Genomic DNA, 21,991 nt, shown 5'->3' on the forward strand with positions numbered 1-21,991 from the left:
ATGAAACAGTAAAGCATATAAAGTGAAATTTACTAAACCTTAGTGCTATAATGCATTTTGTTAGCAACTCGAAATAATGGAGGGATATGAAAGTGACTGCTGAATTGTTTACACCTTATCAAGTGAAAGATGTAAAGTTGAAAAATAGAATTGTAATGTCGCCCATGTGCATGTATTCATGTGAAGAGGAAGATGGCATCGTAACAGATTGGCATCTGGCTCACTATACATCACGTGCTGTTGGCCAAGTTGGCTTAATCATGATTGAAGCGACTGCGGTAACACCTGAAGGACGTATTACATCACGTGATTTAGGGATTTGGAATGACGAACATGTTGAAGGGTTACAAAAGCTTGTTAATCAAGTGAAAGCACACGGTAGTAAAACCGCTATTCAACTTGCACACGCAGGCCGTAAAGCGACGGTAGATGGAACGATTTACGCTCCTTCTGCTATTGCATTTGATGATGAAAGTAAAACACCTGCTGAAATGACAAAAGAAGATATTGAGAGAACAATTGAAGCCTTTAAAGAAGGTGCAAAACGCTCAAAACAAGCTGGTTTTGATATTATTGAAATTCACGGAGCACATGGATATTTAATTCACCAATTCTTATCTCCATTAAGCAATAAGCGCACGGATGAATACGGTGGGTCTGCTGAAAACCGCTATCGCTTCTTACAACAAACGATTAACAGTGTAAAAGAGGTATGGGACGGTCCTTTATTTGTTCGCGTTTCTGCAACTGACTACGCTGAAGGCGGATTAACTATCGATGACCATGTTACATTCGCTAAATGGATGAAAGAACAAGGTGTTGACCTAATCGATGTAAGCTCAGGGGCACTTGTGCATGCTAAAATTAACGTCTACCCTGGCTATCAGGTACCGTTTGCAGAAAAAATCAAGCACGAAGCAAACATTGATACAGGGGCTGTTGGTTTAATTACGAGCGGTCTTCAAGCGGAAGAGATTCTTCAAAGTAAACGTGCTGACCTCATATTCGTCGCGAGAGAACTACTGCGCGATCCGTATTGGCCACGCACAGCCGCCAAAGAGTTAAACACAACCATTGAAGCACCTGTTCAATATGAACGAGGTTGGTAAAAAAGTGAGGGCCTTTAGGGCTCCTCACTTTTATTCAATAGAAAAACTCGCTAGGTCAGACGCAACCAGAGTATGTTTAAATTCCTTCAGCGCCCCCTCTGCTAACTGCCTGACTGCTTCTCCTTGATATCTAGCACTTATATGAGTAAGAATTAGCTGCTGCACATTCGCTTGCCTAGCTACTTGTGCTGCTTGCTTGGCTGTAGAATGATAATAATCATAAGCCAGCTTTTCATCGCCCTCAGCAAATGTTGCTTCATGAACTAAAACGTTCGCATTCTCTGCAAGCATCGTGCTATTTTCACACATTCGCGTATCTCCTAAAATGGTTACGATTTTTCCTCGTTTGGATTCTCCAATGAATTCCGCTCCGTTAATTTCCCGCCCATCTTCTAGAAAAATAGTTTTGCCTTCTTTTAACTGCTTATAATGAGGTCCTGGTTGTACTCCAGCTTCTTTCAAACGTTCTACTTGTAGCGCACCCGGTAAGTCTTTTTCAACGATTCGATATCCGTATGACGTTACGCCATGCTCAAGCTTTGCACATTCTACTTTAAACGTATCATCTTCAAATATAACCCCTTCATTGACTTCAACAACTTGAAGCCGATACTTCAAGTGCGTTTGGCTAACTTCTAACGCGACTTTAATAAACTGCTCAATACCAGGGGGACCGTATACGGTAAGAGGTTCTTCGCCTCCTTGAAACGATCTGCTCCCCAACAAACCCGGAAGGCCATAAATATGGTCACCATGCAAGTGCGTAATAAAAATTTTCTCGATGCGACGAGGGCGAATGGAAGTATGTAAAATTTGGTGCTGAGTTGCTTCTCCGCAATCAAAAAGCCATACGGCACTTCGCTCTTGCAGAAGCTGTAAAGCAATTGAGGAAACGTTTCGTTGTTTAGCCGGTACTCCGGCACCCGTTCCTAAAAATAATAGTTCCATGTGCTTCTCCCTTTCTACTTAATTCAAACATTAATCCGAACAAAAAGCCTGTATGCACATTATACAGGCTTTTTACTTACCTATGCTACCTAATTGTTTGAAGCGCCTCTGTTAATACAGAAATAAGAAGGTTTAAATCTTCCTTTGGAATCATGAGAGGCGGTGAAAGAGTGAGCACATTGTTATGCCCGGCTACTGTTGCGCCATTCTTCCCAATAATGACTCCTTTTTCTTTACACCTTGCAATTACTTGATTCACTAACTGTATATCCAGGGGCACTTTGGAAATTTGATCAGAAACAAGCTCGATTCCTACCAGCAGCCCTTTGCCACGAATGTCGCCTACATACGGGTGTCCTTTCAATTCTTCTTTTAACTCTTTCAATAAATAGGTTCCCATCGTTTTTGAACGATTATATAAGCCTTCACTCTCCATAATCTCTAGGTTTTTGAGTGCAAGTGCACAGGCAGCTGGACTTCCTCCAAATGTGTTTACATGTCGAAAATATTCATACTGATCGCTACCTTTAAATGCTTCATAAATTTCTCGCTTGACCGCTGTTGCCGATAAAGGTAAATAAGCACTTGTAATACCTTTTGCCATCGTAATAATATCCGGCTTCACGCCATAATTCATAAATCCAAACGCTTCCCCTGTGCGTCCAAATCCACATATAACTTCATCTACAATCAATAACGCCCCGTGCTTTTCGCAAACTTCTTTTACCCCTTGCATATAGTTATCTGGTGGAATTAAAATACCTCCCCCTGTAATAATTGGCTCCATTATGACCGCAGCAATTGTTTCACTAAGCTCCCACGTCATCGTGTCATCAATCGTCTTCACCGACTGAAGCAGCTCTTTTGGTGCATCTATTTTATCGACACCTCGGTAGCTATCAGGGGGTGGAACATGAAGAAAGCCAGTTGCTAAAGGTTCGTACTTGTATTTACGCTGAGCTTGCCCCGTAGCTGACAGTGCCCCCATCGAGTTTCCATGATACCCACGGTAACGTGAGATAATTTTATAGCGCCCATGTTCTCCTCGTTGCTGATGATACTGTCTCGCAATTTTAAATGCGGTCTCATTCGCTTCTGATCCGCTATTAGAAAAAAAGATAACATATTCATCTCCTAGCATTTCATTGAGCTTTTCAGCTAATTGAATCGCAGGAGGGTGACTTTGCGTTAATGGAAAATAAGCTAGTTCTTTGAGCTGTTCATAAGCTGCTTGGGCTAGCTCTTCTCTTCCATAGCCTATATTTACGCACCAAAGTCCCGCCATTGCGTCTAAAAATCGATTTCCATCCTCATCTGTTACCCAAGCGCCCTTCGCTTTTTCTACTACCATAGTAGCTTCAGGAGAATAAGGTTTCATTCCGTGCCATACGTATTGCTCATCCTTATTTTTTAAGCTTTTATTTTTTTCGCCACTGCTAGCTTGAACCATTGCATTCACTCCTTCTGATTTTAGTAATTATATGGATGAAGAGACTTCGACCAAAGCCGAAGTCTCTCTTTTCATCTAATAAATATGCTAAAAATCAAAGCGTGATGTTATCATCTTTTTACGCGTATAAAAGTTCAATCCGTCTTTTCCATTGACATGTAGATCTCCGTAAAAAGAGTCTTTCCAACCCGAGAACGGGAAGAAAGCCATAGTAGCAGGCACTCCTACGTTGACACCTAGCATACCAGCATCCGCTTCTTCTCTAAATTGACGGATTGCTTTTGCATCCTTTGTATAAATTGTTGCACCATTTCCAAACCGAGATTTTTCAATATATTCTAACGCTTCATCTAAATTTTCGGCTCGAAGCAAGCTTAAAACGGGTGCAAACAGCTCTTCTTTTGCAATGGTCATAGTGGGCGTTACGTGATCAAAAATCGTGGCACCAAGAAAATTCCCTTCCGAATAATCTTCCATTTCCTTACGACCGTCTCTAATTAAATGAGCACCTTCTTCCACCCCGGCTTCGATATAGCCAAGTACTTTATCTCGATGCTCTTTCCGAATAACGGGCGTTAAAAGCACTTCATCCTGTAACCCACTGCCCATAATTAATTCATCTGCTTTTTGCTTCAACTTCGCAACGAACTGTTCTTTAACACCGTCTACCACTACAACAGCACTGCATGCCATACAGCGCTGTCCAGCGCTACCAAAAGCAGAGCTTATAATGTGATTCACCGCTTTATCTATATCACAATCCGGCATAACAATATGATGATTTTTGGCACCAGATAAAGCCTGAACTCGCTTGCCTTGCGCTGCGGCTTGTTCATATACATACTTTGCAACTGGTTGAGAACCAACAAAAGACACTGCTTTAATATCCGCATGATCAATGAGACCGTTGACCACATCATGTGCACCATGCACAAGATTTAATACGCCAGATGGAGCTCCAGCTTCTGTGAACAATTCAGCAATCCGAGTAGCTAATAAAGGCGTGCGCTCTGATGGTTTTAATACAAATGTGTTTCCACAGACAATCGCTAGTGGGAACATCCAAAGTGGAACCATCATCGGAAAGTTAAACGGCGTAATTCCTCCCACAACCCCAACAGGATAACGATACATTTCTGAATCAATTTCTTCTGCAATATTACTAAGCGATTCACCCATAAGTAGCGTCGGTGCTCCGGCAGCAAATTCTACACATTCAATACCACGCTGGACTTCTCCATAAGCTTCTTTATAAGCCTTCCCATTCTCTTTTACTACGAGTCTTGCAAGCTCTTCATGATGTTCAATAAGCAATTGTTGAAACGCAAACATAAGCCTTGCCCGTTTCGGAGCTGGTACATGCTTCCATGCTTTAAACGCTTCTTTTGCATTTTTAACAGCATGGTCAACATCTTGTTTAGTTGAAAGAGGTACTTTTGCAAGCGTCTTTCCCGTTGAAGGATCAATCACATCTTGAAACTGATTGCTTGTTGAGGCAACCCATTTTCCACCTACATAGTTTCTTAATTGTTTGGTATCTTCATTCACGACTGACATCTAATTAGCCCCCTTTTAGCATACAATCTTACTTTTATTATCATGAATTCTTACTTCAGATTCATTAGACAGAATGTGAAATAGAAATTCTGTCTAGTTTCACACATTGGATAGTGAAATACGAAGTAGACCTAGTAAAATGAAAGAGAGCTCATGTAAGGGATGCTTTTTCTAGCTCATCAATAGCAGTAGTAGATACGTTTAGTGCAAACAAATAGTCATAGGTCATGATCATAAATTCGATAGCCATTCGTTTTTCGTGAGCCATAAAATCAGAACCTAATAGCTTTTCCAGCTTTTCAATGCGATGATAAAGAGTCTGACGCACAATATATAAGCGCTTTGCCGTTTCTTGCTTTGATCCATTACATGCTAAATATACTTTTAGTGTTTCAAATAGCTTTGCATTAAATTTTCGATCATACTCGAGAACTGGCTGTAAATACTCCATCACCACTTCTTGTAATTCCCGCTGTTCATTGACTAACGAAATAATGCGGTACATGTGCAGGTCTTCATAAAAACAAATATGATTTTTCACTTGGTTGTGCAAAGTCATTTGAATGGAAACTGTTTTTCTAGCAGTTTCATAGCCTTTATAGATGTGATCTAAGCGTCTATTAAACTGTCCCACTCCTATCAGCTGCACCGCTAGTGATTTGTTGACTTCTTGCAAATCAACGTGGTTTATCCAACGGTTCAAACTTCTTTCTAATCTTTCCCTCCACGTAGTCACCTGACGTTTATTTAAAACAACCAGTACTAACTCTCTTTTCTTTTCTAAAATGAGAAGGTGAAAACCTTCTTGTTCAAAGATTGCTCGAATCGTCAATTTTAAGTACGTATGGTCTAGCTTGACATCTTGTATACATTGACAGCATATAACCGTTCCACCTTGGATTGGAAAGTCATGTAATACTTCTTGTAAACAATGTGTGATTTGAGATGAGGAAATTTCACCGTTTATCCACTGAACCATCCACTCTGTTTCTTGAACTCGCTTTTTTTCTTCAACATATAAGTCTCGTAAAAAGTGCTGCGCTAGAGCTGTTGCTGTTCGATCAACCGTTAACATTTCAAGTTCCGTAAAAAAATCATTGGTTGAAAGAATATATAGCTCTGCATAGCTTTCGCCTAACAGTTGAATTGAATGGGTAAAAAAGCTACTTTGATTCTTTTTTTGTTTAGTAATATGATGCTGTAATAATTGTTGTTGGGGTAAGTCTAAACAGGCTGGAAAAAGCGTTACTTCACTATGTATACGAAGCCCGGCTAAAAGTCCGGTTGATTCGCAAAGATGCTGTAAAATATCTTTTGGATCGTTGACAGAAAGCAGCATTTGATTCAGCTGCTGAGAGTAATTTTCTAAATTGGAAATCATTAAATACTGCTGATTAACTAGTAGCGCATGCAAATCTTGCGTTATTTCAACAAACGGGACTTCTTCATGAAATAAAATAATGGGAAATTCGTGTTCATTTGCAAATTCAATAACGTTTTGAGGAATCTGAGAGGTATACGTACCAAGCTCGATACAGAGCCCCGAAGCTTGACATTCAATTAGCTGTTTCAAAAATGAAAGGCATAATTCATTATCTTCCTTCCACCCTACACCAGTTGAAAGAATTAATTCATTCCCTTTTAAAAGCTCATTCACGCGAGTCACTTCCATCACGTGAACCCATTTTACCCGATTTGTGAGACCGACTTTACCTGTGATTACTTCACAGCTGTTAAAATGCTTTCTTTTTAAAACCTCATTAATTGTCAAATAAGATTTCAAACTCACACCACCCTTAATCAGTCTATCTCTTTATATTAACTTAAGTTTTCTGAAAAATAAATCATTTTATCTCTTTATACTTTTTTAGAATATAACTTGCTGCTTACATGGAATTACTCAAAAAAAAGCTATAAATCATTATGCGATTTACAGCTTCTCAGCGGCTACTTGCAGTGTTTTAAAAAAACCATGCCTTTTTTTTGCTTGCTCTTTTATTCTCTGAATTTCCTGTTTATAGAAACGTAGGTCGTGAAGTGACACTGCATTAAGCATTTCCATCTTAAGCTTATCTATTACTTTTCTTTCCTCAACTGTCATCACATCTAAATCTTTCTCATTCATCATCTCTGTTTCACGCCCTTATCATTTATAGGTATATTTAACGTTTACATTTTTGTTTCAAAAAAACTTTTATACTATACTATTTACTACAAATCCCTCCCTAACTAAACCCTTTTCCCATTGTTGTAAATGAAATGTAATAACTGTTTGTAATACGTAACACTTGACATGAATAGTAACGAAAAAAATATGAGTTTGTTTCACTTTTTTGCGCTATTTTTCAAAATAAATAAGAGTTTGGGACATAACAAAATGATTGCTTCTAAAAGACGAACACTAGCTGTTCCCATCTCTTTGATTTGTCTGAACACGTTCGTTCCATTGCGCTACGGCCACTCGCTTTCCGCGGGGAGGAACCTGAGCTTCCTCGCTGGAGTCGAGTGTCCTACGCTCCATTCCACCCTGTTTCCAACATTGTTTTCACAATCAAAAAACCTGAACGATTAAAAGTTATAAACTCTCAATCGTTCAGGTATAGTAAGGACTGAACTACTTATGTCTCAGTCTCTTATTTTATAACTGCTGAATTAATATTCCTGAAAAGTACTTTCTAGCATCCGCTGTTAAGATATGAAGCTTTTCTTTTTCAACCTTCCCTTGCTTTATGCGTTCAAACTCTAGAAATGCACCGCTCAGATTTTCTGTTACACTTTTAATAATGAAACCTTTTTCAATAAGAAAATCAATTTTTTCACGTTCTGCAACAAAATGCTGATAGTCTGACATACCTTCACCTCAATCTGTTGAAATAGTTTGGCTGGATGCGACAGGTTGAATTACTTTCTCATCAATTGAGATCACCCAATCACGGCCAACTGTAATGCCTAGATACTTTTCATCACTTGGTGTCTCAATCTCAGCTTGTTTATAATGCTTAAACCACCAATATTTAGCTAAGACATAATAACAGATAGCGCCTACTACAAATCCAACAACAAAAGAATAAGTTGATAGAAAGTAAGCACTTGTTCCACCTATAGTCCATGCAAGTAAACCAGCTATATTAAAGCCATAAAAGTAGCGATACTGCCCATTCTCTTCATATAGCTCTGTCACGTTTACTCTACGCTTTCGTAATAAGTAGTAATCGGCAAACAAGATACCAACAATGGCCGATAAAATTCCACCGACAATTAACAATGCAGGGACAATAATACCAAACAAGCTCCATGGTTGAACAATCGTCCCCACAATACCAGCGATGAATACCCCAACCCAAAATGGCACTTTAGGTCCACCAACATTTGAAAAAATCGTTGCAGCTGGAATCAAATTTGCTGAGATATTTGTTGACCACTGGGCAAATACAACCATTAAAAGTAATACTCCAAGCGCGAAGCCAGACGCGGCTTCTTGAAGCGCTACTACTGGATCATAGTTTTTCACGGCAATATAAGAGACACCACCAATGATAACCATAAATGTTTGAGTTAGCGGCAATGCCACTACACTTCCTACAAGAGCTCCTTTATTGCGTTTTACCCAGCTCCGCTCATGTGTAGGTGCTTTAATAAACCTTGAGATAGACGGAATATCTGCTGCAAGCGTTGCCCAAAACCCCATGTTACTCATAATGACTACGATAAATGCTGTAACAGCTGCCCCTCCTGTCACCGGACTTTCAATCCACCCCCATACCTCTCTACCTTGAGAAAGAGCTTGGTCCGACAGAGTCGTATACATCCAGGCTGAAACAATGATGATAACTGGGGCTGCTAGGTCCGTAAAGCGTTCAACTGCTTTAATTCCAAGCGCTGTATTAATAAGCTGTAATAATGCAAAGAGAAAAAAGCATATGAGCCAGTTATTAAACCCTGCTAGAGCATTTAAAATCCCATTCATTGCCGTAGCACCAAAGTACGTATTGATTCCAAACCAACAAGATGCTGCAAGCCCTCGCATAACGGATGGAATATGAGTGCCAATTGTTCCAAATGGAGCTCTCATATAGACTGGAAATGATAAACCATGTTCAATCCCAATATCGGCAATAATGGTCACAAATAAACCAATCGCAATTGATCCAATCACGGTTGCTACTACAACCCAGCCGAGAGATAAGCTTTGCACACCGGACCCTCCGATTGCAAATGCGGCTAATACAACCGCCATACTAACCCACATTAATGAAAAACCAAGCGTTCCAATTTTACGGTTTTGATGCGCAACAGGTAATAAATCCGGTGATTTTAAATAGCTTCCTGATTTTTTCATTTCTTGCACCCCTCATACTATTTAGTAAACGCGTTACATTCATCATGAAGGCTGTTTTCTCTCTATTTATATACATAGGGGTTGCGCTATGCTATAAGCACAGCGCAGTAGCATAATTACAGTTTTACTGGGGATTGCTGAGCTTCATTACGCTCATTAAATTTTGACCGCTTAATATACTCACCATAACCACTCTTACCAACAAATTGCTTTTCTTTAATCACAAATTCTCCTCTACACAATACTGAAACCGGCTCACCCGTAATTTCCATTCCTTCAAACGCACTATAATCAACAGCCATGTGATGTGTTTCAGCAGAAATTTTACGCTTGACAGTCGGGTCAAAAATTAATAGGTCCGCATCGCTTCCTACAGCAATTGTGCCTTTTTTCGGATATAATCCAAATAGCTTAGCAGTGCGAGTAGATGTTACGTCTACAAATTGATTAAGCGTAATCTTCCCTTTCTGTACACCTTCTGAAAATAAGATGCTCATACGGTCTTCAATAATAGGACCGCCATTTGGAATCTTTGTAAAATCATTCTTACCTAAATCTTTTTGCCCATTAAAATCAAATGAACATTGATCAGACCCAATCGTTTGTAAATCTCCATTTTTTAATGCGTTCCATAACACTTCTTGGTTCCACTTTTCACGAAGAGGTGGTGACCAGACGTATTTAGCTCCTTCAAAATTAGGTTTTTCTAAGTAGGATTCATCTAATACTAAATATTGCGGACATGTTTCACCCCAAATATTCACGCCTCGATTTCGAGCCTGAGCAATTTGATTCACCGCTTCAGCACAAGATACATGCACTACATATAGCTGTGAATCAGCAAGACCTGTAAAACAAGCTGCTCTACCTGTTGCCTCACCTTCAATCTCTGGAGGTCTTGTACGCGCATGGTAAATTGGATCTGTACTTCCTGCTTCTAACGCTTTCTTCGTTAAATAGTCAATCACGTCTCCGTTTTCAGCATGTACCATAACTAATGCCCCAAGCTCTTTTGCTTGAATAAGCGTTTGATAAAGGGTCGCATCGTCCGCTTGAAATACATCTTTATACGCCATGAATACTTTGAACGACGTAATCCCTTCATTTTCAATAATAGTAGGAAGTTGTTCTAATACCTGATCGTTCATCTCTCCAATCATCAGGTGGAAGCTATAGTCAATAGCTGCTTTCCCTTCTGATTTTGCATGCCAAGTATTAATGGCATTTTGCAACGGTTTCCCTTTATCTGTTAAGCAAAAATCAATGATAGTTGTGGTACCTCCAAACGCCGCTGCAATGGTCCCCGTTTCAAAATCATCTTTTGTGACCGTACCTCCAAATGGCATGTCTAAATGAGTATGTGGATCAATTCCTCCAGGGAAAATATAAGCTCCATTTGCGTCAACAATTTCACAACTAGACTCATCTAGTCCCTTTCCAATTGCTGCGATTTTCCCATCTTCAATTAAAATGTCTCCGCTGTACGTATCTGCTGCTGTAACGATTACTCCATTTTTCACTAATTTTTTCATAATTTGATCCCCCTATTGTGTTTGGTTATACGTCCAGTTTTTGTGCAGATGTCATCGCAAGTGCCGCTTGTCTTTCATTCCACGTCATAGGCGGCTGCTCACTCGCTACCTCCACCATAGAGATTGCTCCATCAACAGGACAGACAATCGAGCAGAGATTACAGCCCACACAATCTTCTTCTCTTACTTGCAAATACGGTTTACCTGAAGAGTCTTTCAACATATCAATACATTGATGGGACGTGTCTTCACATGAAATATGACACTTGTTACAATTAATACATGTATTGGGGTCAATTCGAGCCACAACTTTATAATTTAAATCAAGATTTCCCCAATCAGAGTATTTCGGAACAGCTTTTCCAACAAGATCGCTCACTTTTGCAATTCCTCGCTCATCAAGGTAGTTGTTTAGTCCATCAAGCATGTCTTCTACAATTCTAAAACCATGATGCATAGCAGCTGTGCACACTTGAACCCCAGTTGCTCCCATAAGCATAAATTCCACTGCTTCCTGCCAATTCGATACGCCTCCCATACCTGAAATCGGTACGTTAATATGAGGGCTTCTTGCACATTCAGCCACCATATTTAAGGCGATAGGCTTAACGGCTGGACCACAGTAGCCTCCATGTGCACCTTTACCAGCCACGTGGGGAATTGTGTTCCATGAATTGATATCCACTCCGGCTAAGCTATTGATAGTGTTAATCATACTCACTGCGTCCGCTCCGCCTCTTACAGCGGCTTCTGCTGTAACTGTGATGTCCGTAATATTTGGAGTCAACTTAACAATAACAGGCGTTTTCGCTACTTCTTTAGCCCAGTACGTTTGCTTTTCAACAAGGTCAGGCACCTGCCCTGAAGCTGCTCCCATTCCTCGCTCGGCCATGCCGTGAGGACAGCCGAAATTTAGCTCTAAACCGTCAACGCCTACATCTTCTACACGTTTTACAATTTCATGCCATTTCTCCTGTTTTGGTTCAACCATTAAAGAAGCAATGATAGCATGGTCAGGAAATTTCTTTTTGGTCTCATAGATTTCTTTTAAATTAACCTCAAGCGGCCGATCCGTAATAAGCTCAATATTATTAAAACCCGCTACGCGCTGGCCGTTAAAGCTCACCGCTGCAAACCGTGAAGATACATTTAAAATTGGATCTCCAAGCGTTTTCCAAACTGCTCCGCCCCATCCTGCTTCAAAGGCACGCTGTACTTGATACCCCGAGTTTGTAGGCGGCGCTGATGCTAGCCAAAATGGATTGGGTGATTTAATACCTGCTAAGTTTATGCGTAAATCTGCCATACTTGTTTCCCCCTCTCGTTTGTTTAAGCTGTTTCAATTGCTTCTTTCTTTAACTGAGCATGAATGCCATATGCCGTTTGCTTCCCTTGCTGTGCAGCCGTCACAACCATGGCTTCACCTTGCCCTTTTCCAAATACAACGTCACCACAAGCAAAGACTTTAGGGTTTGAGGTTTGGAATGTATCTTGATCAATTAGTACGACTCCACCATCTTGCTTTAATTCAAACTGATTAATTAAAGATAAGTAACGCTCTTGCCCAATTGCTTTAATAACAGCATCCACTTTAATTAAGAACTCTGACCCTTCTATTGGTACAGGCTTTTTACGTCCATCACCTTCCGATTCTTTTAGTTCCATTTTGATACATTCAATACCTGTTACTTCATTTTTGTCATTTCCAACAATTCTCACAGGTGCTGTTAACCATCGAAACTCTACACCGTCTTGCTTGGCAAATTCATATTCAAAATCATAGGCTGTCATTTCAGCACTCGTTCTACGGTATAGAATTTTTACATTTTTTGCCCCTAATCGTATGGAACATGTTGCTCCATCAATCGCTGTATTTCCTGCACCAACAACCGCTACTTTTTTCCCCACAAACTCTGTAGTCAACGCTTCTGATTTTGTTTGCTTCACAAAGTCAATTGCATCATAAACTCCCTTTAGGTGCTCTCCTTCAATACCTAAATTTGGAACTTTACTCATTCCAATAGCAAGAACGACTGCATCATAGTTCTCTAAAAGTTCACTCGGCATCACGTCTTCACCAACACGCATGTTTGTTTTAATTTCAACGTCTAGGGCTTTTACCTGCTGTACCTCCCAAAAAGAAATAGCTTGAGGGAGTCGAAACGATACAATTCCATAGGTATTTAACCCTCCTGCTTCTTTTTCTGCTTCAAAGATTGTCACAGCATATCCAAACCGAGCTAGTTCTCTGGCAGCTGAAAGCCCAGCGGGTCCTCCGCCTACAATAGCAACCCGCTTTCCGTTTGGCTTACCTTTTGTAAATAACACCTGTTCATTTTGAATAGCCCAGTCAGTAGCATAACGCTGAAGATCACCAATCATAATAGGTTTAGTCGAATGATTTAATACACATGCCCCTTCACAAAGCTCTTCTGTTGGACAAACCCTCGCACAGCTCGCTCCAACAGGATTCGATGTCATAATCGTTTGAGCGGACCCCTTTAAATTTCCAGATGCAATTTTTTTAATAAACGTTGGTATATCAATGCCCGTTGGACAAGCTTGAATACAAGGAGCATCGTAACAGTACAAACATCGATTAGCTTCTTCAATAGCTTCTTGATTTGGCAAGCCTTTTTCAACTTCACTAAAGTTCTCTACAATTGCTTGAAGCATCGGCTGAGCTGAAGATTTCATAAATCCATCCCCCTTCTAAATTGCTTTATATCGATTATACTTGAAAGCGCTTACATATTTTTTTATTAACTTTCCCCCGATTGGTTTCACTCCTTTGTGTTGAGGTTTTAAGCTTATAATCCATTTTACTGAAGAAACGTGCTGTTTACATTATACAAAGTGTCAAAAAATTCAAACTTTATATTAGCCGATATGTAAAAAGCTTGAGCGACAAGACCCAAGCTTTTTACAATGTGATTATTATCATTTTGCTACTTCTTTGATAATCGATACAACCAGCTCTGATGTTTTTACAAGTTCTTCAACTGGAATTTTTTCACTTGTGGTATGAATATCTTCATAGCCTACAGCTAAGTTTACAGTTGGAATATCAAAACCTGCAATGACGTTTGCATCGCTGCCACCGCCGCTTTGTAGCAAGCGTGAAGGACGACCGATATTGGCAACCGCTTTTTTTGCTACTTCTACAACATGGTCTCCATCGCTAAATTTAAAGCCAGGATACATCACTTTAATATCTACTTCAGCTCTTCCTCCCATGTCACTTGCTGCAGATTCAAATGCTTCCTTCATTTTTGCCACTTGCGCTTCCATTTTTTCAGGAACCAATGAACGAGCTTCTGCTAAGATCGATACGTAGTCGCACACAATATTCGTTTGCGTTCCACCTTCAAAGCGACCAATATTCGCCGTTGTTTCTTCATCAATACGCCCTAGAGGCATACGTGAAATCGCTTTTGAGGCAATGGTAATTGCCGATACTCCACGCTCAGGTGCTACACCAGCGTGAGCTGTTTTTCCATAAATATCTGCTTTGACTTTTGCTTGCGTTGGAGCAGCAACAATAATATCGCCCACTTTTCCATCGCTATCAAGCGCATAGCCAAATTTTGCCGTTACAAGCTTTGGATCTAATGCTTTCGCTCCAACTAATCCAGATTCCTCTCCAACTGTGATGACAAACTCAATGGTACCGTGCTCAACATTTTGCTCTTTTAGCACTTGAATAGCTTCTAGCATCGCTGCCAATCCAGCCTTATCATCAGCTCCTAGAATCGTTGTTCCATCGCTTTTAATATAACCGTCTTCAATAGATGGCTTAATGCCTTTTCCAGGAACAACCGTATCCATATGAGAAGTAAAATAAATGGTATCTACTCCTTCTTTTGTTCCTGGAAGAGTACAAATTAAATTACCTGCACCATGTCCAGTTTCAGCTGTTGTATCATCTTCAACAACTTTTACTCCTAAAGCCGTGAATTTTTCCGTTAATACTTTTGCAATCTCGGCTTCATACTTTGTTTCTGAATCAACTTGTATAAGTTCTAAAAATAGATCAACTAGACGTCGCTCATTAACCATAATATGTAATCCCTCCAAAATTAACCTACAATGGTATGTTACCATGTTTTCGCTGTGGACGCTCTTCCTTTTTATTGTGCAACATTTCGAGTGCTTGTATTAATTTTATTCTTGTATCTCTTGGATCAATCACATCATCTACCATACCCCCCCTCGCCGCAACGTATGGATTAGCAAACTTATCGCGATACTGCTCAATTTTTTCAGCTCGAACTTCTTCGGGAGCATCACTACTTTGGATTTCGTTCGCAAAAATAATATTGGCAGCTCCTTGAGGACCCATAACGGCAATTTCAGCGTTTGGCCAAGCATATACCATATCTGCACCAATTGATTTACTATTTAGCGCAACATAAGCTCCACCGTAGGCTTTTCGTAAAATCACCGTAATTTTCGGAACAGTTGCCTCAGAATAGGCATATAAAATTTTAGCACCGTGACGAATGATACCGCCATGTTCTTGCTTAATACCAGGAAAGAATCCTGTTACATCTTCAAACGTAATGAGTGGAATATGAAAAGAGTCACAAAACCTTATAAAACGTGCAGCTTTGTCTGAGGAGTTAATATCTAAGCTGCCAGCCATAAACTTTGGTTGATTACAAACCAGCCCGACCACGTTTCCATTCAAGCGAGCTAAGCCGACTACAATGTTTTTAGCAAAATCTTTTTGTACTTCTAAAAATGTTCCTTCGTCTACGACGTGGTCAATAACATGGCGAACATCATATGGTCTGACAGCATCAAAAGGCACAACATCCAATAATTCTGGGCGGTCATTGCTTTGATCATTATAAGGGACACTCGGTGGCTTTTCAGCATTAGATAAAGGCAAGTAGCTTAGTAAGAGGCGAACCTGCTCAAGCACTTCTTCTTCTGAACTTGCGCTAAAATGAGCATTTCCACTAATTTCATTATGAACAGCAGCTCCACCCAAATTTTCTGCTGTGATTGTTTCACCCGTTACTGTCTCAATCACTTTCGGTCCTGTAATAAACATTTGGCTCGTCTTTTCCACCATAAATACAAAATCAGTGATGGCTGGTGAGTATACTGCACCACCTGCACATGGTCCCATAATCACGGAGATTTGAGGGATGACTCCTGAATAAATGGCGTTTCGATAAAAAATTTGACCGTATCCGTCTAACGACATCACGCCTTCTTGAATTCGCGCTCCACCCGAGTCATTTAATCCAATAAAAGGAACACCAGTTTTCGCTGCTAGGTCCATTACATTGACGATTTTTTTGGCATGCATTTCTCCAAGCGCACCGCCAAACACCGTGAAATCTTGAGAAAACAAATAAATGCCTCGTCCATTCACTTTACCGTACCCAGTGACAACACCGTCTCCAGGACCTGCTTGTGTATTCATATTAAAGTCCAGACAGCGGTGTTCTATAAAAGGCTGAACTTCAACAAATGTTCCTTCATCAACCAATAAGTCAATGCGTTCTCTAGCCGTTAGTTTTCCTTTGAAATGTTGCTTTTCAATTTTTTGATCTCCGCCCCCTTGTTCAATTTTGCGGCGCTTGTCGTATAGCTCATTTAGTTTTTCATAAATATCAACCATGTGCTATTCCTCCTCTGTTGGTTTCTTTTCACAAAGTTCATACAAAACCCCTGCGGTGGACGACGGGTGTAAAAAAGCAATGGAAGCACCACCAGCTCCTAATCTTGGCTCATGATCAATCATTTTAATTCCACGTTCTTTCAGCTCTTGAATGCGATCTTCAATGCTTCCAACACCAAAGGCAATGTGGTGTATACCCTCTCCACGTTTTTGAAGAAATTTAGCGACTGGACTGCTATTATTTAAAGGTTCAAGAAGTTCGATTTTCGAATCACCGCATTGAAAAAAAGCTACCTTTACACCTTGATTTTCTACTTTTTCTATCCCTAAACATAGTAAGCCAAGCTGCCTCTCATAAAATGCTTTGATGTTATCAATAGAGTGAACAGCGATGCCAATATGATCAATTTTATTCATATTCCCACCCCCTAAAAAAGCGTTTTCATTTAGACATATTCTTGAATGAATCTTCATTCTCCTTCTTAAAACGAAAGCGAATAAAGAAGTTGCTTGTCCCATTTCCCTGCTACATGTAAAATAGAAAAAAAGGTTGTGAGAGGAGCTACTCTTTTATGTCGAATAAAAAATGGCAAAAAATTGTGGTCTATTTAATGCTGGGAACGATGATAATCACAACTGTTCTTGCTGGCATTACAATGTGGCTATAATAAAAGGTAGGTGATGAATCACCTACCTTTTATTGCACTACTATTCCTTTTTCCTTCGCTAGATCTTCAAAGGATTTTCCACTGGTCACAATCCATACTTTTGTTCCAAGAGGAACCTTTTCATAAAGCTCAACAACGCGTTCATTTCGAAGCCTTATGCACCCATTAGAAACATACTTGCCGATAGAGTTTGGCTGGTTTGTACCATGAATTCCATAAATTCGCCCATCTGTGTCTTTTGCATCAAATCCAATCCACCTCAACCCAAGTGGATTAGTAGGGTCTCCCCCTTCTATCTTATCTTTTCGATAATAAGGGTTTGCTGCTTTAACTGTGATAGTGAACTCGCCTTCTGGTGTTAAATCTTTTGTTCTTCCCGAACCCACTTTAATAACATTCTCTACCTTGCCGTGTTCAATATATGCTAATTCATTTGTCTGTTTATTTACAATAATAAAAGGGTCAGCTGGTAAAGGATTTGCTCCCAGCGGCCAAATTGGTGATACAAGTACTAAAATAAGAAACATGACGTGCATACAATTCAACCCCTTACGCTTTTTCTTATTGTTCGTAAGGGGTTGCTACAACATGCATATTGTTTACGTAATTTTTAAGCTTTGTTTAATAATTAAATATTGCTCTATTTCCTTTACAAAGTGTAACAGATCTGCTCGTGCTTCGAATTCTTCACGAGACTTAGGTAGCTCCATGCATTGAAAAGATTCCTTGAGCTGCTCCAGCTTTAATAAAAAAAGCTTTGCTGTGTTACCCGGATGAATAGAAAAGCTTAATTCTTCAATAAAATCAGCAATCATATATCTTTGTTCAACCACAAGGTCAATTGATGTAAGAAGAGGAAGAGTACGTTCTAGAATTTCTAATTGTTTTTCACGAATTTTAAAGTATCGATAATAATAATTTTCTGAACGTACAAAATGGTTTTCAACATCACGGAAAGCTAGACTTTTAGCTTTTTCTAAGAGCACTGCTGTATCGGCAATTTCTTTGCCAGACCAAGTGCTTTCGTTTCTTCTTAAATAAAGCGCCATTTCTTTAAGAATGATATGAAAATTCTCTTCAATGTCCTGCTGATACTGACGAAGCTCTTTGTCTAAGCTTGGCATGTATAAATTCACAAGAAGCGCTACGCCAATACCAACCACAATGAGCCCTAATTCATTGAAAACAATTTGCCACGTCATATTTTCAAGAGAGTAAATGTGCAGTAAAATAACTGAACTTGTTACAATTCCTCCGTTGACCTTTAAAATAACGGTTAACGGAATAAAAAATAGCAGCATCAATCCGATGACCGCTGGATGATAAGCAATTCCTTCAAAGAAAATAAATGAAAATAAAATTGAAATCGAACAAGCTACAAAGCGATCAAACGCACTTTGCAACGATTTTTTCTGTGAATTTTGTATACATAAGATTGTAATAATTCCTGCTGATGGGAAAAACTCAAGGCCGATGAGCTGTGCAATGCTAATTGCGAGTGCAGTACCTACGGCTGTTTTAAAGGTTCGATAACCAATTTTATACTTCATATCGTCAAAGCTCCTAAACAGTTCCTTTTTTATAAGTTATTCATAACACTATTATTTATTAACATGTTTCATTCAATTACGCAATGCTTCTCGCTATTTATAAATTAAAAAAAGAGTTTGGGACATAACAAAATGATTGCTTCTAAAAGACGAACACGAGCTGTTCCCATCTCTTTCATTTGTCTCAACACGTTTGTTCCATTGCGCTACGGTCACTCGCTTTCCGCGGGGAGGAACCTGAGCTTCCTCGCTGCGCTGCGGGATTTCATGTTTCCCTCTCTTTCCCGCAGGAGTCGAGTGTCCTACGCTCCATTCACCCTGTTTCCAACATTGTTTTCACAATCAACAAAAAACCTGAACGATTAAAAGTTATGAACTCTCAATCATTCAGGTATAGTAGAGGCTGAACTACTTATATCTCAGTCTCTTTTTGATTATTATAAGATTTTTTCAAGAAAATCCTTCGCACGCTTACTTTTAGGTGCTGTAAAAAACTCAGCCGGAGGTGAATCTTCCACTAGGCGGCCACCATCTAAGAATAAAACACGATCTGCTACTTCGCGCGCAAAGCCCATTTCATGCGTAACGATAACCATTGTCATACCCGTTTCAGTTAGTGATTTCATTACATCTAATACTTCTTTTACCATCTCTGGGTCTAAAGCAGATGTTGGTTCATCAAAAAGCATAATTTCTGGTTCCATCGCAAGAGCACGAGCAATAGCAACACGCTGCTTTTGACCTCCTGAAAGTCGACTTGGATACTCGTTTGCTTTTTCAGCTAGTCCGACTTTAGTTAGTAGTTCCATTCCTTTGCTCTTCGCCTCTTCTTTTGAGATTCCTTTAACTGTAGTAGGCGCGTATGTTAAGTTTTCAAGCACCGTCATATGAGGAAACAGATGAAAGTGCTGAAATACCATCCCGACATTTTGTCGCACGTTCATAATATTTGTCTTCGCATTTGTAATTTCTTGATCAGCTATTGTAATGGCTCCACTAGTTGGCTGTTCAAGTAAATTCATACAGCGCAAAAACGTTGATTTCCCGGAACCTGATGGACCGATTACAGCGACTACTTCTTTTTCTTTAATAACTGTTGAAATGCCTTTTAGAACTTCATTTTGGCCAAAGGACTTGTGTAAGTTTTCAATTTTAATCACCTTTTCTCATTCTCCTCTCGATCACTTTACCAAGGAGCGTTAAGCCCATTACCATGATGTAATAAATTAATCCTGCAAATAACAGAGGTTCAAAATACGCAAACTTTTCTCCTCCAACGATATATGCACGTCTCATAATATCAAGCGCACCGATAACCGTTACAAGTGCTGATTCTTTCGTAAGCGTAATAAACTCATTCATTAAAGCTGGTAAAATGTTTTTTAAAGCTTGAGGCATAATGACTTGGCCCATCATTTTACGATATGGAATTCCTAAAGCAAGAGCAGCTTCACGTTGTCCTTTATCGACTGCTAAAATACCAGCACGAATAATTTCAGAGATATATGCAGCTGAGTTTAATCCGAATGCAGCAACTGCAGCAGGAAATGGCGCAATATCAAAACCTAAAATTTGTGGTAACCCAAAATAAATAAGCAATAACTGCAGTACGAGCGGCGTACCACGAAAGATTGATGTATAAAGATCAGCTAACCAAATGAGCGGTTTTGAACGACTAATTTTAAATAGAGATAAGATTGTCCCTAGTACAAAACCGACAATGGCTGAAGCTAAAACTATTTGAATCGTCACTCCTATCCCTTTTAAAATATAAGGGATTGAAGGCACGATTTGTGAAAAGTCCAAATTCATGCCTGTTTTCCTTCCTCTCCGTTCATTGTCTCTTATTCTTTACTATCAAACCATTTAACGATTAGCTCTTCTAGCTCTCCGCTTTCTTTCATTTCTTGTAGTTCTTTATTAAACTCATCCGTTAGCTTGCTGTCTTTAGGAAATGCAATGGCAGAACCTTTGTTAGAGTCTTCTCTTCCTGTTTCTACAAGTTGTAACGTATCATCTTTTGCTACATAGCCTTTTGCTACTGTATCCTCAATGATTGCTACATCAATACGATTTGACTTCATTTCTTGAATCAATTGTGGAATACGATCGCGACTTTCAATTTTAATGTCTACTTCTTCTGATAATGTTTTTGCTTCATCTTCTTGAATAGATGCTGTTTGAACACCTACTGTTTTTCCGTTCAGCTCTTCAATGCTATTAATCGGCTCGTCCTTTTTAGATACAAGTACATTTTTCGCCTCGTAATATACATCAGAGAAGTCTATGTTCTTTTTACGCTCTTCCGTCGGCGTCATTCCTGCTAAAACAAAGTCCACTTTTTTAGACTGTAAAGATGGAATTAAGCTACCGAACTCCATATCGACAACTTGTACTTCATAACCTAGCTCTTTACCAATTGCTTTTGCTAAATCAATATCGAAACCGACCGGCTCGCTGTCACCTTTTGCTGTATCAATATACTCAAACGGTGGATAATCAGCTGAAGTTCCCATTTTTAAAACTTTTGCATCCTCACTGCCTCCGCCTCCATTTGAAGCACCTTCACCAGCACCACAAGCAGCTAATGCTCCCGCTGTTAACAACCCTATAACTGTTACTGATAGCCATTTTTTCATTTTCATGTCACGTTTCCCCCAATTTTAATATTTTCTTAAAATTAATAATATTATGAAATAAGTTTTTCCTTATTGCAAGTCATTGTAAAAAAATAAATATATATTCATGTAACTGTATTTTAACACGTATTTATATTTATGCAACACTTTTTTTAAATATAGATTTAACTATATGAAAATACCTATCCACCATTTTCCATAACCATGTGAATCATGTATAAAAAATTGATATTACAAATATTTTCACCAAAAATAAAAGAGTTTGGGACATAACAAAATGATTGCTTCTAAGAGACGAACACTAGCTGTTCCCATCTCTTTGGTTTGTCTCAACACGTTCGTTCCATTGCGCTACGGCCACTCGCTTTCCGCGGGGAGGAACCTGAGCTTCCTCGCTGCGCTGCGGGATCTCATGTTTCCCTCTCTTTCCCGCAGGAGTCGAGTGTCCTACGCTCCATTCCACCCTGTTTCCAACATTGTTTTCACAATCAACAAAAAACCTGAACGATTAAAAGTTATGAACTCTCAATCGTTCAGGTATAGTAAGGACTGAACTACTTATGT

The 21,991-nt window shown here is 39.5% G+C and carries 21 protein-coding genes; 2 read left to right on the forward strand and 19 right to left on the reverse strand.

What is annotated here, in order from left to right:
- Positions 1–92 precede the first annotated feature (92 nt).
- Positions 93–1,109, forward strand: coding sequence for an NADPH dehydrogenase NamA (gene namA, locus AS180_RS01885; protein WP_025909790.1), 1,017 nt, complete (start codon positions 93–95; stop codon positions 1,107–1,109).
- A gap of 30 nt (positions 1,110–1,139) precedes the next feature.
- On the opposite strand, the gene rnz is transcribed toward namA, so the two are convergent.
- From rnz to mce, 13 genes are all read right to left on the reverse strand, one after another.
- Positions 1,140–2,057 (reverse strand): ribonuclease Z, encoded by a 918-nt coding sequence (rnz, locus tag AS180_RS01890; RefSeq protein WP_062686273.1) that lies wholly within the window; start codon positions 2,055–2,057, stop codon positions 1,140–1,142.
- Positions 2,058–2,142: 85 nt separating this feature from the next.
- Positions 2,143–3,507 (reverse strand): aspartate aminotransferase family protein, encoded by a 1,365-nt coding sequence (locus tag AS180_RS01895; protein WP_062686274.1) that lies wholly within the window; start codon positions 3,505–3,507, stop codon positions 2,143–2,145.
- 87 nt (positions 3,508–3,594) lie between these two features.
- On the reverse strand, positions 3,595–5,064 hold the full coding sequence (locus AS180_RS01900; RefSeq protein WP_061786535.1) for a CoA-acylating methylmalonate-semialdehyde dehydrogenase: 1,470 nt from the start codon (positions 5,062–5,064) through the stop codon (positions 3,595–3,597).
- Between the two features lie 151 nt (positions 5,065–5,215).
- Positions 5,216–6,853, reverse strand: a complete 1,638-nt coding sequence (locus AS180_RS01905) for a PucR family transcriptional regulator (protein ID WP_374699979.1) — start codon at positions 6,851–6,853, stop codon at positions 5,216–5,218.
- A 141-nt stretch (positions 6,854–6,994) separates the two neighbouring features.
- Complete coding sequence (locus AS180_RS01910; protein ID WP_025909785.1) at positions 6,995–7,192, reverse strand: hypothetical protein; 198 nt, start codon at positions 7,190–7,192, stop codon at positions 6,995–6,997.
- Between the two features lie 510 nt (positions 7,193–7,702).
- Complete coding sequence (locus tag AS180_RS01915) at positions 7,703–7,915, reverse strand: hypothetical protein (RefSeq protein WP_025909784.1); 213 nt, start codon at positions 7,913–7,915, stop codon at positions 7,703–7,705.
- Between the two features lie 9 nt (positions 7,916–7,924).
- Positions 7,925–9,403: an NCS1 family transporter gene (locus tag AS180_RS01920; protein WP_062686276.1), complete on the reverse strand. Its 1,479-nt coding sequence runs from the start codon at positions 9,401–9,403 to the stop codon at positions 7,925–7,927.
- 116 nt (positions 9,404–9,519) lie between these two features.
- Complete coding sequence (gene hydA, locus AS180_RS01925) at positions 9,520–10,935, reverse strand: dihydropyrimidinase (protein ID WP_025909782.1); 1,416 nt, start codon at positions 10,933–10,935, stop codon at positions 9,520–9,522.
- A 25-nt stretch (positions 10,936–10,960) separates the two neighbouring features.
- A complete protein-coding gene (gene preA, locus AS180_RS01930; protein WP_025909781.1) occupies positions 10,961–12,241 on the reverse strand; it encodes an NAD-dependent dihydropyrimidine dehydrogenase subunit PreA in 1,281 nt (426 codons plus the stop codon).
- A 23-nt stretch (positions 12,242–12,264) separates the two neighbouring features.
- Positions 12,265–13,632, reverse strand: coding sequence for an NAD(P)-dependent oxidoreductase (locus tag AS180_RS01935; protein ID WP_025909780.1), 1,368 nt, complete (start codon positions 13,630–13,632; stop codon positions 12,265–12,267).
- Between the two features lie 243 nt (positions 13,633–13,875).
- Entirely contained in the window at positions 13,876–14,994 is a 1,119-nt protein-coding gene (locus tag AS180_RS01940; RefSeq protein WP_025909779.1) for a tripeptidase T, read from the reverse strand.
- A gap of 25 nt (positions 14,995–15,019) precedes the next feature.
- Complete coding sequence (locus AS180_RS01945) at positions 15,020–16,570, reverse strand: acyl-CoA carboxylase subunit beta (protein ID WP_025909778.1); 1,551 nt, start codon at positions 16,568–16,570, stop codon at positions 15,020–15,022.
- A 3-nt stretch (positions 16,571–16,573) separates the two neighbouring features.
- Positions 16,574–16,987 (reverse strand): methylmalonyl-CoA epimerase, encoded by a 414-nt coding sequence (gene mce / locus AS180_RS01950; RefSeq protein ID WP_025909777.1) that lies wholly within the window; start codon positions 16,985–16,987, stop codon positions 16,574–16,576.
- 155 nt (positions 16,988–17,142) lie between these two features.
- On the opposite strand from mce, the gene prli42 reads away from it, so the two are divergent.
- On the forward strand, positions 17,143–17,238 hold the full coding sequence (gene prli42, locus AS180_RS22075; protein ID WP_152545186.1) for a stressosome-associated protein Prli42: 96 nt from the start codon (positions 17,143–17,145) through the stop codon (positions 17,236–17,238).
- Between the two features lie 29 nt (positions 17,239–17,267).
- Here prli42 and AS180_RS01955 read toward each other — a convergent pair whose 3' ends face one another.
- The 6 genes from AS180_RS01955 to AS180_RS22080 all read right to left on the reverse strand — a co-directional run bounded on the left by AS180_RS01955 (position 17,268) and on the right by AS180_RS22080 (position 21,890).
- Complete coding sequence (locus AS180_RS01955; protein WP_025909776.1) at positions 17,268–17,774, reverse strand: L,D-transpeptidase; 507 nt, start codon at positions 17,772–17,774, stop codon at positions 17,268–17,270.
- Positions 17,775–17,837: 63 nt separating this feature from the next.
- Positions 17,838–18,788 (reverse strand): aromatic acid exporter family protein, encoded by a 951-nt coding sequence (locus AS180_RS01960; protein WP_025909775.1) that lies wholly within the window; start codon positions 18,786–18,788, stop codon positions 17,838–17,840.
- Between the two features lie 437 nt (positions 18,789–19,225).
- Positions 19,226–19,948 carry an amino acid ABC transporter ATP-binding protein gene (locus AS180_RS01965; protein WP_062686278.1) on the reverse strand — a complete coding sequence of 241 codons (723 nt, stop codon included), beginning with the start codon at positions 19,946–19,948 and terminating at the stop codon, positions 19,226–19,228.
- Positions 19,941–20,600 (reverse strand): amino acid ABC transporter permease, encoded by a 660-nt coding sequence (locus tag AS180_RS01970; protein WP_025909773.1) that lies wholly within the window; start codon positions 20,598–20,600, stop codon positions 19,941–19,943. Before AS180_RS01970 ends, AS180_RS01965 begins: the two co-directional genes overlap by 8 nt.
- Before the next feature lie 32 nt (positions 20,601–20,632).
- Positions 20,633–21,427 (reverse strand): transporter substrate-binding domain-containing protein, encoded by a 795-nt coding sequence (locus AS180_RS01975; protein WP_025909772.1) that lies wholly within the window; start codon positions 21,425–21,427, stop codon positions 20,633–20,635.
- 301 nt (positions 21,428–21,728) lie between these two features.
- Positions 21,729–21,890: a hypothetical protein gene (locus tag AS180_RS22080; protein ID WP_156413420.1), complete on the reverse strand. Its 162-nt coding sequence runs from the start codon at positions 21,888–21,890 to the stop codon at positions 21,729–21,731.
- Between the last annotated feature and the right edge of the window lie 101 nt (positions 21,891–21,991).

The organism is Priestia veravalensis, from assembly GCF_001457055.1.
Lineage (GTDB): Bacteria > Bacillota > Bacilli > Bacillales > Bacillaceae_H > Priestia > Priestia flexa.